The 13990-nt window shown below is 44.8% G+C and carries 11 protein-coding genes; 10 read left to right on the top strand and 1 reads right to left on the bottom strand.

Annotated features, from left to right (window positions below; all coding sequences use genetic code 11):
• The first annotated feature begins 1 nt into the window (after position 1).
• The 10 genes from acsB to REC12_RS14875 all read left to right on the top strand — a co-directional run bounded on the left by acsB (position 2) and on the right by REC12_RS14875 (position 13176).
• Positions 2-2182, top strand: a complete 2181-nt coding sequence (acsB, locus tag REC12_RS14920; RefSeq protein WP_308895798.1) for an acetyl-CoA decarbonylase/synthase complex subunit alpha/beta — start codon at positions 2-4, stop codon at positions 2180-2182.
• 96 nt (positions 2183-2278) lie between these two features.
• Positions 2279-3607, top strand: coding sequence for an acetyl-CoA decarbonylase/synthase complex subunit gamma (gene acsC, locus REC12_RS14915; protein ID WP_308895796.1), 1329 nt, complete (start codon positions 2279-2281; stop codon positions 3605-3607).
• Between the two features lie 102 nt (positions 3608-3709).
• Complete coding sequence (locus REC12_RS14910; protein ID WP_308895974.1) at positions 3710-5620, top strand: ASKHA domain-containing protein; 1911 nt, start codon at positions 3710-3712, stop codon at positions 5618-5620.
• 24 nt (positions 5621-5644) lie between these two features.
• Complete coding sequence (locus REC12_RS14905) at positions 5645-6406, top strand: ATP-binding protein (protein WP_308895794.1); 762 nt, start codon at positions 5645-5647, stop codon at positions 6404-6406.
• Between the two features lie 15 nt (positions 6407-6421).
• The gene (locus REC12_RS14900; protein ID WP_308895792.1) at positions 6422-7384 is read left to right on the top strand and encodes an acetyl-CoA decarbonylase/synthase complex subunit delta; all 963 of its coding nucleotides are present in this window, start codon (positions 6422-6424) and stop codon (positions 7382-7384) included.
• A gap of 78 nt (positions 7385-7462) precedes the next feature.
• Positions 7463-8257 (top strand): methyltetrahydrofolate cobalamin methyltransferase, encoded by a 795-nt coding sequence (locus REC12_RS14895; protein ID WP_308895791.1) that lies wholly within the window; start codon positions 7463-7465, stop codon positions 8255-8257.
• A 144-nt stretch (positions 8258-8401) separates the two neighbouring features.
• Entirely contained in the window at positions 8402-9397 is a 996-nt protein-coding gene (locus REC12_RS14890) for a hypothetical protein (protein WP_308895789.1), read from the top strand.
• Positions 9398-9500: 103 nt separating this feature from the next.
• Positions 9501-10643 carry a sensor histidine kinase gene (locus tag REC12_RS14885; RefSeq protein WP_308895787.1) on the top strand — a complete coding sequence of 381 codons (1143 nt, stop codon included), beginning with the start codon at positions 9501-9503 and terminating at the stop codon, positions 10641-10643.
• Positions 10640-11275 (top strand): response regulator, encoded by a 636-nt coding sequence (locus tag REC12_RS14880; RefSeq protein ID WP_308895785.1) that lies wholly within the window; start codon positions 10640-10642, stop codon positions 11273-11275. Before REC12_RS14885 ends, REC12_RS14880 begins: the two co-directional genes overlap by 4 nt.
• Positions 11276-11439: 164 nt before the next feature.
• Complete coding sequence (locus REC12_RS14875) at positions 11440-13176, top strand: MBL fold metallo-hydrolase RNA specificity domain-containing protein (RefSeq protein ID WP_308895781.1); 1737 nt, start codon at positions 11440-11442, stop codon at positions 13174-13176.
• Between the two features lie 20 nt (positions 13177-13196).
• Here REC12_RS14875 and REC12_RS14870 read toward each other — a convergent pair whose 3' ends face one another.
• The gene (locus REC12_RS14870) at positions 13197-13787 is read right to left on the bottom strand and encodes an HD domain-containing protein (protein WP_308895779.1); all 591 of its coding nucleotides are present in this window, start codon (positions 13785-13787) and stop codon (positions 13197-13199) included.
• Between the last annotated feature and the right edge of the window lie 203 nt (positions 13788-13990).

The raw sequence follows: 13990 nt of genomic DNA, 5'->3' as shown, positions 1-13990 counted from the left end.
GATGTCGATGGAACAAATTTACGAAGAAGCCATTAAGGATCCTAACAATCAACCGAAAAAATTATTGCGCAAAGCTTATGACGGAACTGTCATTGCCATGACTTATGCTGAAATTCTTCTTAATCGTGCCATCAAAGATTATGGAACAGCTCAAACCATTGGTTACCCCGATACCGCTTACCATCTCCCGGTCATCACATGTCTTTCCGGTGAAAAGGTGACCACGTTGGGTGAACTGGTTCCTATTCTAAACCGCATGCGCAGTCAGGTACGGACAGAACTTACTTTTGAAAATGCAAGACTTTGGGGTGAATCCGTTCTTTATGCGGCAGAAATAATCGAGACGATTCACTATCTCTGCGGGGATGAACCTAAAGTGAAACCCTGGACAGGATTTTTAGGCGATCCGGTTGTACGGAAACACGGAATTAAAATGGTCGACTGGACCATCCCAGGCGTTGCCGTTATTCTTGGACGCGCTAAAGATTCTAAAGCAGCCAAGAAAATTGTTGATAACTTGATGGGTAAAGGGTTTATGATTTTCCTTTGCGATGAGGTCATTGAGCAATTACTTGAAGAGAATGTTAAAATCGGTGAGGATTACATCGCTTTCCCCTTAGGAAACTTTACTCAAGTAATTCATGCCGTAAACTATGCTTTCCGGGCGGGTCTCGCTTTCGGTGGAATTCCTGCCGGAGAACGGGAAAACCATCGCGATTACCAACGTCGCCGGGTACGGGCTTTCGTGCTTCATCTTGGAGAACTCGACGATGTCAAAGTGGCCGCGGAAATGGGCGCAATCTTTATGGGCTTCCCGGTTCTGACGGATCAGTCTCTTGATGAAGATATGCAGATTCCCGACTGGTATATTTCTGAACCGGACTATGAGAAAATAGTGCCCTTAGCCTTGGAGGTTCGCGGAATTAAATTAACTAACATTGAATTGCCTATCCCGGTCAACTTTGGTCCTGCCTTCGAAGGTGAGACGATTCGTAAAGGAGACACCTACGTCGAATTCGGCGGCGGCCGAACGACTGCTTTTGAACTTGTCCAAATGGTTGGTCCGGAAAATATCGTAGATGGCCGGGTAACGGTAATAGGCCCCGACATCGACACTGTCCCTGAAGGTTCCAAACTTCCTTTAGGAATTAAAATCGATATCTATGGCCGCAAGATGCAGGCTGACTTCGAAGGGGTTTTTGAACGTAGAATTCACTATTTTGCTAACTATGGCGAAGGTGTTTGGCACGTTGCTCAGCGTGATTTATGCTGGGTGCGGATTTCTAAAGATGCCCGGGCCAAAGGCTTCTTAATGAAACATTTCGGAGATCTGTTAATTGCTAAGTTGAAAGAAGAATTCCCGGCTATTATTGACCGGGTCGAAGTCACCATTATGCTTGACCAAGCGGCAGTCGATGAAGGCATCATTCTGGCCCGCGAACGTTATAAAGCTCGCGACGACCGCATGAGGAGCCTAACCGACGAGTCGGTGGAAGACTTCTATTCCTGCTTGCTTTGCCAGTCCTTTGCTCCGAACCATGTCTGTATTGTCACACCGGAACGGGTTGGCCTTTGTGGCGCAGTGAGTTGGCTGGATGCCAAAGCATCCCACGAAATTGCACCGAATGGCCCCAATCAGCCGATTCCCAAGGGACCTGCGATTGATGAATTAAAAGGTATGTGGCAAAGTACCAACGATTACCTTTACAAGGCTTCCAACAATACTTTAGAGGAAGTTAATCTTTACACCTTAATGGACAAACCGATGACTTCCTGTGGCTGCTTCGAGGCGATTATGGCCATTGTTCCTGAGGCAAACGGTCTCATGCTGACAACCCGGGAACATTCCGGAATGACACCTTGTGGTATGACATTCTCAACTTTGGCTGGAACCTGTGGCGGCGGAATGCAAACACCAGGCTTTATGGGAATTGGCCGCACCTATCTTCTTAGCAAGAAGTTCATTCCCGCGGACGGCGGTATTGCCCGTATTGTCTGGATGCCTAAGGAACTGAAAGAATTCTTGCGTGAAGATTTTGTCCAACGTTCTACTGATGAAGGGTTAGGTGCCGATTTCATCGACAAGATTGCGGACGAGTCCATTGGAACGACTGCTGAGGAAATAGTACCGTTCCTTGAAGAAAACGGACATCCATGCTTCAGCCTTGATCCATTAATGTAATGTAAGACATTTAAGGACTCTAGGCCCCGTAATTTTCTCCAAAGGGGCCTTAGAGTCTGCTTACTTACTTAAAGTCAAAAAGAAAGGGGTTTCACTATGGCTCTAACAGGTTTAGAAATTTATAAGCAATTACCGAAGAAAAACTGCGGAGAGTGTGGAGTACCGACTTGTCTGGCTTTTGCCATGGCCTTAGCTTCCGGCAAAGCGTCCTTAGACACCTGCCAATACGTCACGGCAGCCGCCAGAGAGGCTTTGGATTCTGCCTCCGCCCCCCCTATTAAAGCGATTAAGTTCGGAAAAGACTCCATTCTTGGGGATGAAAATGTTCTCTTCCGTCATGATAAAACCTTTTATCACCCGACAACCTTACTGATCCGGGTATCCGATACCTTAAGCGACGCTGAAGTGGAATCTAAAGTTCAAGAAATCAATAGTTTAGAGTTTGACCGTGTAGGCTTGCATTATTCTGTCGATGGTGTCGCCGTTGTCAACGAATCAGGGGATGCGGCCCGTTTTGAGAAAGTAGCCGGCATTGTAGCGGCAAGGACTGATAAATCTTTACTTTTGCTTAGCAGTGATCCTGCAGCCCTAAAGGCAGCTCTTGGGCCCTTGGCTGCTCGTAAGCCGCTGGTCGGTGAAGCGACAGCAGACAACTATGAGGCTTTCGTTAATCTGGCTAAAGAAAATTCCGTTCCGTTGATTTTGAAAGCGGAAGGACTCGATGCCCTTAACGACCTCGTGGAAAAAGCTCAAGCCTTAGGTTATAAAGAATTCGTTTTAGATCCGGGTTCGAGAACTCCCGTGGAAACCTTAGCTAATTTGACTCATATGCGTCGCTTAGCGATTAAGAAGAAATTCCGGCCCTTTGGCTATCCGGTGATCGCTTATTCCACTCAAACAGAGCCTCTTGATGAAATTATGGAAGCGTCTGTTTATGTTGCCAAATATGCCAGTGCCGTTGTTTTAAATACTAGTACTAAAGCTCATCTTTTACCGTTAATGACCTTGCGTCAGAATCTCTACACAGACCCTCAGAAACCAATTCAGGTTGAACCAAAACTTCATTCTGTAGGGGACGTTAATGAGAATTCCCCGCTGTATATTACAACCAACTTCTCCTTAACATACTACAGTGTTGAGGGAGAAGTGGAAGCTACCAAAATACCTAGTTATATACTGCCTATTGATACAGATGGAACCTCTGTGCTTACAGCTTATGCAGCCGGTAAATTCGAGCCGGATAAAATTTCGGACTCCATGACTGCCAGTGGGATTGCCGATAAAGTAACCCATCGCAATGTAATTATTCCGGGTTATGTTGCCGTAATCTCGGGTAAACTAGCCGAACTGACCGGCTGGAAAGTTGTTGTCGGTCCCCGTGAATCGAGTGGGATTTCAGCCTTTGCTAAATCTCAATTGTCATAATATAAGCGTCTTTATTTGAGTCACATTCTTTTAAGAGAGCACTATTTATAATTACTGGGTTGTAAAAGGGATTTCTTTGGAAGATTAAGGAAGTGAAAGATGATGCCCCTATTTCAAATTAAATTCATGCCCGAAAACCGCATTATTCAAGTTGAAAGTGGTACTACGCTGCTCACTGCAGCTGCTCAAGCAGAAATATTCATTAAATCAGGGTGCGGAGGCAAGGGAACATGCGGTGCCTGTAAAATAGTCGTTTTAAGCGGAGCCCCTCTGGTGACCGGAACCGGAAACCTCACGCCGGAACAGCTAGCCAAAGGAGTGCGGCTTGCCTGCAAAACAATTATTCAGGGAGATATGACAGTTGAGGTGCCTCCTGAGTCCCGTTTACAAGAGCATCAAGTTTTGTTGGGAGACACCCAAACAGGGCTTTTACAGGAAAGCGAACATGATTTACTCGAAAAGTTTGGGCATCACCCTTTGGCAACGAAACAGAGAATAGTGCTGTCGGTTCCTACCTTGACGGAAAACACCAGTGACTGGGCTCGCCTGAATATGGAACTTCGCCGTGTTTTGAAAGCGGGAGAAAAGCCTATCCATATTTCTTTCTCCGTTCTCCAAAACTTGCCTGAGACTTTACGGAAAGCAGATTGGAACGTTTCGGTTACTTTGACAGACCTTGAGTCGGGATTTGTAGTGACTCACGTTGAAACCGGCAATGACACTCCTCTTTACGGCTTAGCTATTGATATCGGCACGACGACGGTCGTTGTCTATGTCATAAATCTGTTGACCGGTGAGATTGTTGATCAGCAAGGATCTTACAATAAGCAGGCCAGATATGGTGACGACGTAATTTCCCGCATCGTCTATGCCGTGGAAAGCGGGGAACATTTACAGGAAATTCGCCGGGCTGTTGTAGAGACGATTAATGAATTGATCGATAAAATCTTTAGTCGACGATCAATCAAGCCAACTGATGTTGCCAGTGCGATGGTGGCAGGCAATACAACAATGACCCAGTTGTTTTTAGGTGTTGATCCTAAGTATATTCGCCTGGAACCATATATCCCAACGATGTCGGCGGTTCCTCCTGTTTCTGCCCGGGAGGTAGGACTGCACATGTTACCTGAAGCTTTAGTCCACTGTTATCCCTCGGTGGCCAGTTATGTCGGCGGGGATATTGTTGCGGGAACTTTAGTCACAGATTTGGCCAATGGAGAGGACATCATTCTTTTCATCGACATTGGCACTAACGGGGAAATTGTGCTGGGAAACCAGGATTGGCTCGTGGCTTGCGCCTGTTCTGCCGGTCCGAGTTTTGAAGGCGGCGGGATTACCTTTGGCATGAGAGCAATGCCGGGAGCGATTGAGCGAGTCGTTATTGATTCGGAGACACTTGATGTTTCGCTCAAGGTGATAGGCAAACGCCTGCCTGTCGGTATCTGTGGTTCCGGGCTCGTTGATTGTGTGGCTAAACTTCTCCAGGCAGGAATTATCGACCGCGCCGGGAATTTCCAAATGGGGCATCCCTCAGGCTCTCTGCGCTTGCGGGCGACGGACGATGACAAAGAGTTTGTCTTAGCTTGGGCGCACCAAGCAGGCGGACAGAAAGATGTGGTCATTACCGAAAATGATGTCAAAAATATCATTCGCGCCAAAGGGGCTATTTACGCAGGAATTCGCTCCTTGCTCAATATGGTGGCAGTAGATATTGAGATGATCAGCCGTATTGTTATTGCCGGCGGTTTTGGCAATTACCTCAATGTTCACGATTCCGTGCAAATAGGCTTGTTGCCGGATCTTGAGCCGGAACGATTTGAGTTTATCGGAAATTCCTCGGTCAAAGGTGCACGTTTGGCGCTTTTATCCCAAGCGGCATGGCGCGAAGCTGAAGAGCTGGGACGCAAAATGACTTACGTTGAGCTATCGGTTGGGGCAACATTTATGGATGAATATGTTTCCGCGCTGTTTTTGCCTCATACAGACTTAGCCCTATTTCCATCTTGTCACTAACGTTATAAATGGAGGTCTTCATAAATGGCAAAATATATAGCGGTTGCAGGTAAGGGTGGAGTAGGAAAAACCACATTCACCGCGTTGTTATTGAGGCAAATGGTTCAGCAGAAACAAGGAATCTCCATCCTGGCAGTTGACGCTGATCCGAACGCCAATCTCGATGAAGCTCTGGGTCTGAAAGTTACGGCAACTATTTCAGAGCTGTTGGAACAAAGCAAAGATCCCAAGGCAATTCCCAATGGGATGCCGAAAAATATCTTTATCGAGTATAAGCTTCAGCAGGCGCTCGTAGAAACTAAGGATATTGATCTTCTCGTCATGGGTGGGCCTCAGGGAGCAGGATGCTACTGCTACCCTAACGATATCCTGCGCAAGCATATCGAGAATATCGGAGAAAATTATGACTTTGTAGCCGTGGACTCCGAAGCCGGTCTTGAGCATATCAGCCGGCGAACGATTCCCCATGTCGACGTCATGTTTGTCATCAGCGATTCTTCAGCCCGGGGGATTCGTTCGGCCGGCCGGGTTCATGATCTCATTCGAGGGCTTAAATCGGCAGTAGGAAAATTATATTTGGTAGTCACTAAAACACATGAGGGAAGTGTGGAATCTCTAAACGAAGAAATTGAACGCACAGGCCTCACTGTAGTAGGTGATATTCCTCTTGACCCTCTGGTTGCGGAATATGACCTTGCAGGGAAGCCACTATTTGAATTGCCAGATGATGCCGTCTCGGTTAAAGCTGTAGCCAGCATTTTGAACCGTGCCGGAATCTTTAACTAGAAAGGAGAGAAGTTCATGTCCGTTACATTAGTGAAAGAAAGATATTCCAGTAAAGTCGGAGAGGTTGTTCTTGGCGCGACTCCTGAACAAGGAGGAACACGAACTTCAACTTTAACAGTGGGCGGAGACAGCACATTACCATTTCTTCACTTTGAGGGGGAAATGCAAAATCGCCCGGTGATTGCCATGGAAATTAACGACATTGTGCCTTCTTGGAACGAGGCAATTATGAGTCAATTTGGAGATGTTCTCAATGATCCTGCCGCTTGGGCTAAAAAATGTGTTGAGGAATTTAAAGCGGATTTAATTTATTTAAAATTAAACGGAGCAGATCCCGATGGAGAGAATCGATCGCCGGAAGATTGTGCACGTATTGTCAAGGAAGTTCTAGCAGCTGTTGGGGTTCCCCTTATTGTTGTCGGGTGTGAAAATGACCAAAAGAACAATGAGGTTATGGCTGTTATTGCTGAAGCAGCGACAGGAGAAAACCTTCTCCTTGGACTGGCGGAGCAGGATAACTATAAATCGATTACTGCCGCCGCTATGGTTCATAAGCATACTCTGATTGCCCGTTCACCTCTGGATATCAACATTTGCAAACAGCTTAACATTCTGATTAATGAAATGGGATTGCCGCTCAATAAAATCGTCATTGACCCTATGATTGGGGGGCTTGGCTTTGGTATTGAATACGCCTATTCAATTATGGAGCGTGCTCGTTTAGGCGCCCTGGCCAATGACAAAATGCTTTCCATGCCTATGATTTGTACGGTCGGGTATGAGTCCAACCGCTGCAAAGAGGCAAATGCCTCAGCTGAGGAGTTCCCAGGGTGGGGCGATCTTCAGGACAGAGGCGTACTTTGGGAGGCTATGACAGCTTCAGCTATGCTTCAAGTTGGTGCCAGCATTCTTGTTATGCGTAATCCTGCAGCGGTGCGTTTAGTCCAGAAAAATATAGCGGCGATGATGAGTAAATAACTTCTCCTCAAGGCTCGCTCACTTAAGTGCTAGACTTTCTGTAATATCAACTGGATAATAATGAAAGGTCGTGATTAAATGATTATTTTTGGAGAACGTATTAATGGAATGTTTACCGACATTGGAAACGCCCTGCGCAGTAAAGATCCTAAGCCCTTGCAATACTGGGCGGTAAAGCAGCAAGAGGGAGGGGCCCATTACCTCGACGTTAACTCCGGACCGGCAATTCCTTCCGAGGAACGTGTTGAAGCCTACGAATGGATGGTTAATGTTATTCAGGAAGTTTCAGATTTACCCCTTGTTTTAGATTCTACGAATTATAACGCTATCGAAGCAGGCTTGAAGGTTTGCAAGCGCCCGGCGATTATTAACTCCTGCCCGGCCGAGCAAGTTAAAATTGAACGGGTATTTCCAATGGCTATGCAATATAACGCCGGCGTCATCGGATTAACCATGGACAAACAGGGTATTCCTAAAGACGCTGAAAACCGGGTGGCTTTTGCCATGGAATTAGTAGCCGCTGCTGATGAATATGGGTTGAGAATGGAAGATCTTTACATTGATCCTTTAATTCTTCCCGTCAACGTCGCTCAAGAACATGCCCCGGAAGTGCTGGAGAGTTTGCGCCAAGTGAAAATGTTGGCTAATCCGGCGCCTCGTACGGTCCTTGGCTTATCAAACGTTTCGCAAAAGTCCCCGGACCGCAATTTAATTAATAGAACATACTTGGCAATGGCTATTGCTTGCGGTCTGGATGCTGCCATTATGGACGCTAATGACGATGCTTTGGTTGACGTAGCCGCAACTGCCCAAATTTTGCTCAATAAGAGCATTTACGCCGATTCTTATTTAAAAGTTTTCCGGACTCGTTAAACGTTAGATTTTCTCGTTATCAAAACTCCTCAGAAAACATCTGAGGAGTTTTGGCATTTATAGAGGGTTTTTCACGGATTGCATTCATACCGTTCAAGAAACAAGCATAGCTATCTACAGATATTAAATCTGGAGGTGGATTTCTTGGAAACATATTTTCATAACGACTCACGCATTCCGGAATGGATTGATCAAATCATTGAAGAAGTATTTACAGTTTGCCTTTTAAAAGGAACGGACGCTGAAACGGAATTTAATAAAGGAGCCCAAATTGTCACTAAGTTAACAGCGCTGCTGCAAAACATCTCAGCGTTTCCAGAGGAATATTTAGAAGAGGCGGTAAAGCAGCTCATCGAACAACAGCTTCCCGATGCCCGGATTACCAACAACTTTTCAGCTTTTCACGATATAAAAAACCGCATGCTAAATGAAGGAATAGCCGTAGGAATAGCAACCCCAATCAACGAAGAAATCTCTTATCCGGCTGACTCGCTGGAGCCTTTAAAATCTGCTTTTGGACAACAAAGTCACACTGTCGCTTCGACAGAGGGAGAGATGGCAGAGGCAGAGATTCCTTTGAATCAAGAGCAGGAAAATGACAAGCTTGATATAGAGGGAATAACTCCGGTTTTTGCTGCTTCAAATCAACTTGTTAAACAGGATTTATCAAAAATCGAAATGTTAGGTGCTGAACAAGAAGAACAAAATGAGCCTCCTCAGGAGACCTTAACTATGGCAGAGGCTACAATGAACGAGAAATTGCTGAGCGTTCCCGTTATTGCGCAAGCTGGCAAAACGGAAATGAACTTGGTGGAAACAAGCAGGCAAAGTGCGGATTCCGGCGCTATGCCTCAAGTATCTGAGGAACAAAAGCATTTGCAACGTGTCTTGTCAACAATTTATCCTAAGAAATCAATCCAATGGAATGTTAAGATTGCCGATCAGTGTGTTTTTGCCCAGGTTGAGAATCTAATAATTTGCCTGGATGATCCTAATAACCCCTGCGATATTAAAAAAATGAATCGTCAGGGCTGGAAAGTATATGTTTGCAACTCTGAAGATTTACTGTTTCCCCGCCGGGTGGAAAGAGGAATCCGACAAATATTACGAGTGAGCAAACAAAAGGTGTCAGTCGATTAGGGGAATTTTATTAGCAGGTAGTAGGAAATACCATTTCTTTGTCGAATTATAAACTTAGAAATCGCTTAAGCGATAACATCGACAGTGAAATGAGGAGTAATCTTTGTCTGATCAACTGGGAGAAATCCTAAAAAAGACGTTGGCAGCCATTGAATCAGGAAAAGAAGAAATTTTTTTTATAGCAGAAACTTCGCGCAATGAGACACTCCGGCTGATAAGCGAACTTACTCAGCTTAAATCTGATATTTCAGAGATCATTGAACAGGTAAACGCTCAGGAAAAAGTAGATCGGCAAAAGCGCATGAGGCTTATGGAAGTAAATCGGGCTTTTCAAAAACACACCCAAAAAGAGATGATTGAAGCTTATGCTGAGGCCAAAGACGCCCAGGTGAATTTACAGCTTCTCCAAGCGAAAGAAACGCAGTTGCGTAAACGCAGAGATGAACTGGAGCGTTCTTTGCACCAAATGGAAGCAACGATTGAACGGGCCCAGAATTTGATGACACAGGTTAGTATGGCGATTAGTTTACTAAAAGGTGAGGCTGAAGGAGCGCTAAACAGTCAAAATCATGAACAGCGGCAAGAATTGGTTTTGAGAGTGATTAAAGCCCAGGAAGAAGAACGACGTCGCGTTGCCAGAGAAATACATGATGGGCCGGCGCAAACACTTGCTAATATTGTCTTGCGTTTAGAGATTGCTGAGAGGCTGCTGGAATTAGACCCCAACCGTGTCAAATCTGAGCTAATGGATTTAAAGAATTTAGTACGGGCAAATCTTCAAGATATCCGCAGGATTATATTCGACCTTCGGCCTGTAGCTTTGGATGATCTGGGGTTAGTACCTGCGGTTACTAAATATCTTAATAATTTTCGTAAAAGTTATGGAATTGATTGTGAATTACAACTTGAGGGGCACGTAAAAAGGCTTCTTCCTGCTCAGGAAGTTGCACTTTTTCGTTTAGTTCAAGAAGTTATGACAAATGTCGCAAAGCATGCCCAGTCTCTTAAAGCTAGCATATCTCTGAATTTTCAAGACGATTGGACTTCAGTTAGTATTCGTGATTATGGAAAAGGCTTTGAAGTTGAATCTGCAATGATGATTCCGGGGGAACATTTTGGCCTTATAGGTATGCGGGAACGGGTAGAAATGTTTTCCGGACGATTTTCTATTCAATCGACCTATGGGAAAGGAACGACAATTGAAATTTCAATTCCATCGAGGCATGAGGGAGGAACAAGAACATGATACGGATCGTCATTGCCGATGATCACCCACTCTTGAGAGAGGGATTACGCCGTATTTTAGAGTTTGAAGATGGGATTGAAGTTGTTGCGGAAGTTGGAGATGGCCAAGGTGCTATAAATATCGCCCGAAATATAGAGTTCGATATTCTGTTAATGGATCTCAATATGCCTGGAGTTAATGGCCTTGAGGCTGGGCGGGTCATCCGCCGCGAGAAACCTGATATTGGCATAGTGGTTCTCACAGTTGATGATTCCGATGAAAAGATTTTTCAGGTTCTACAGCTTGGAGTTGCCGGGTATTTGCTCAAAGATGTTGACTCTAAAACCCTGATTCAGTCTATCCGCAAAGTATTTAATGGTGAACCCATTTTATCTCCGGCTGTTACAGGCAAATTAATGGGACAATTATCACATCCGCCTGTCAAGAACACCTACGGTCTTAGCGAACGGGAATTGGAAATTCTTCACTATGTAGTTCGGGGATCATCCAATAGAGAAATAGGCTCAGCTCTATTTATCAGCGAAAAAACAGTAAAAAACCATTTATCGAGTATTTATCGAAAATTAGAGGTTGAAGATCGGACTCAAGCTGCCCTCAAAGCCGTTAAGCTTAAATTTATACATTTGGATTAATAATTAACACCCGTTTATTCATTGCTAAACGTGCTTTAAAAAGGTAATATAGTGTATAAACTAAATTCTCCGGAAACTCAAAATAACAGCTTTTTTCCCAAATCTAATAATTATTTAAAAGTCTAAATCAAGTATGCTGGATTTTATTTAGTGGAGGATTGTCAATGAAAATTAGCTTTTATGGTGCAGCACAGGTTGTAACTGGATCATCGTTTCTTGTAGAATCCGGTGAATCCCGAATTTTAATTGATTGTGGAATGTTTCAAGGATCTAAGGCGCTTAAAGAGCTGAATTACGGCGATTTTCCGTTTAATCCTGCAAGCCTTGATGCCGTTATCTTAACTCATGCCCATACCGACCACTCGGGGATGCTCCCTAAATTAGTGAAAGCCGGTTTCAAAGGACATATTTGGACTACACCGGAAACAATAAAGCTATGCTCTATTATGTTGCCTGATAGTGGTCATATTCAAGAAATGGAAATAGAACGGAAAAATAGGAAACGTCTTAGAGCAGGACTTTCCCCGTTAGTCCCCATTTATACTGTTCAAGATGCTCTGGATACCCTTCCCTATTTTCAAGCCGTATCCTACCATGAACTTGTCCAGCTCGTGCCTACGGTGTCGTTTCAAATGTTTGACGCCGGTCATATTTTGGGATCGGCTCATGTCGTGCTTCATATCAAAGAAGCGGATTTCCATAAATCTATTGTATTTTCCGGCGATATCGGCAATGTTAATCAGCCGTATCTGCAAAACCCCAGCATTTTAAGTGACGCTGAAATCGTTATTATGGAAACAACCTATGGGGATCGACTTCATGATGACGGTAAGAAAACGGATCGTGTGGAGCAACTCGCCGAAACGATACGTTCAACTTATGCGGCTGGAGGAAATTTAATTATTCCTGCTTTTGCTATAGAACGCACTCAAGATCTCCTTTACTACTTACGTAAACTTCAGGATGAACATCGTATACCTACGTTGCCTGTGTATATAGATAGTCCTCTGGCGATTGCCGCGACCAAGATATTCCAGGAAAATACAGAGCATTTTGACCTGGAAACACGTGAGCTTATTAAGCACGGCAGCAGCCCGCTTACTATGGCCAATGTTCATTTTAGTCAAACTGCCGAAGAGTCAATGGCCCTTAATGAGATAAATGGCGGAGCGATTATTATCGCTGCCAGCGGCATGGCTGATGCCGGTAGAATCAAGCACCATCTCAAGCATAATCTTTGGCGTGAGAACGCTACAGTTTTATTTGTCGGTTATCAGGCTCAAGGAACTCTCGGCAGGCTTCTTTCTGAAGGAGCTGAAACAGTCACCATTCATGGAGAGAAAGTAGCGGTCAAAGCCCGAATAAGCCACATGGATGGCCTATCGGCACATGCTGATCAGGCTGAGCTTCTCCATTGGCTTTCTCTCTTAGGTAAGAATGCGGAGCAGATTATCCTTATTCACGGAGAAATAGAGGCTCAGTCGGTCTTTTCAGACAAGGTTCAGGAAACCTTTGGAAAAACGCCGGCTATTCCCCAATTGGGTGAAGTGTTCGAATATAAGTTCAATGAGATTGTCCGGCATGCGCCGCCAAAGGTTTGGATGACTGAAGAAGCTTCCGGGCAGCCATCAAAAGCCGAGCAAGGGTGTCCCGCAGAGACCTTTATTAAGGAACCACTGCCTCAACCTATTCCGGTGCCGGCAAAGCGCGCAAGGCGTCTTGAAGTTCACCATACCAGAGCTCAGCTGAATCGGGCGTATATTCGCCTGCGGCATCATCTTAAGGAGCTCGTAGATGAGGGTCAACGCACACATAATTATGACCAGGCAGTTTACTTGCTCGATGGCTTGACGCATTGGCTCGAGGAGCAAGAACGGCTGAACGAGCGTAAGCCAAAATAGGCGGAAGAATATTTTGGAATTTAAATCCAGGCAAACTCTGCCGTTTGCCGTTTTATACCGGCAAGAAAACGCAGAGTTTCTTCCCGCCGTTTGATTGCCAAACGTTTTCCTGTTTTAGTGGAGACTTTATCCGGCAAAGCATCGGCGAAGAGCCGGGCTCTCTCCAGAGCCTGTTCGGGAGTCTGAATTAATTCATCCTGCCCGACTAAGCTGAATAACCGCATCAAGCCAATATTGCCTAGATTATCCAAAATATCGGATTCACGCAAATAGACCGCTTCATCACTTCGACCCGGTTCAGAATAATACATGTGATTTTCAATGGCATCTAAGACCAAAGGCAGTTTTTCTGCAGGAAACATTAGTTGTTGTAAAAGATTTGCCGAGACCCCTTTAGATCGTAAGGCATGGTCGACATTTTTTAGGGCATAAATGGGATACTTCCCTGTATCATGGAGCATTGCCGCCGTAAATAAGGTTTCATCGTCCAGCGTCAAATGAGTAGAAAGTTCTTTAGCCAGATGATATACTCTAAAGCAGTGCTTAATTCCCCAGCCGGGATGTGCTCCTGATTTATTGATGATTTGAATAAGTTCTTGCCGGAACTCCATAAATTTGGCCTCCTTAGTTTCTTTTCCAAAACTATATACGCCAAAAGCATCCCAAAATCCTCCTAGAAAATGGAAACAAATTGAGCGTAAAACCATCCTCTAATCTAGTAAATTAGACATTTAATAGCTTAAAAAGCTCAATAATTTGTTTTTAGGGAGGATAACTTTCGAAAAGAGAATAAGGCTGTAAATTATTTAATGGA

Origin of the sequence: Candidatus Desulfosporosinus nitrosoreducens, from assembly GCF_030954495.1 — a bacterium.
Classification (GTDB): Bacteria; Bacillota; Desulfitobacteriia; order Desulfitobacteriales; family Desulfitobacteriaceae; genus Desulfosporosinus; species Desulfosporosinus nitrosoreducens.
The sequence above is the reverse complement of the archived record's forward strand: the minus strand, read 5'-3'. Positions and strand labels throughout refer to the sequence as shown.

Bases quoted from the DNA above. Each gene is read 5' to 3' on its own strand.
- REC12_RS14905 (WP_308895794.1), top strand. From the start codon at position 5,645: ATGGCAAAATATATAGCGGTTGCAGGTAAGGGTGGAGTAGGAAAAACC.
- REC12_RS14895 (WP_308895791.1), top strand. From the start codon at position 7,463: ATGATTATTTTTGGAGAACGTATTAATGGAATGTTTACCGACATTGGA.
- REC12_RS14880 (WP_308895785.1), top strand. From the start codon at position 10,640: ATGATACGGATCGTCATTGCCGATGATCACCCACTCTTGAGAGAGGGA.
- REC12_RS14900 (WP_308895792.1), top strand. From the start codon at position 6,422: ATGTCCGTTACATTAGTGAAAGAAAGATATTCCAGTAAAGTCGGAGAG.
- REC12_RS14875 (WP_308895781.1), top strand. From the start codon at position 11,440: ATGAAAATTAGCTTTTATGGTGCAGCACAGGTTGTAACTGGATCATCG.
- REC12_RS14910 (WP_308895974.1), top strand. From the start codon at position 3,710: ATGCCCCTATTTCAAATTAAATTCATGCCCGAAAACCGCATTATTCAA.
- acsC (WP_308895796.1), top strand. From the start codon at position 2,279: ATGGCTCTAACAGGTTTAGAAATTTATAAGCAATTACCGAAGAAAAAC.
- REC12_RS14870 (WP_308895779.1), bottom strand. From the start codon at position 13,787: ATGGAGTTCCGGCAAGAACTTATTCAAATCATCAATAAATCAGGAGCA.
- acsB (WP_308895798.1), top strand. From the start codon at position 2: ATGTCGATGGAACAAATTTACGAAGAAGCCATTAAGGATCCTAACAAT.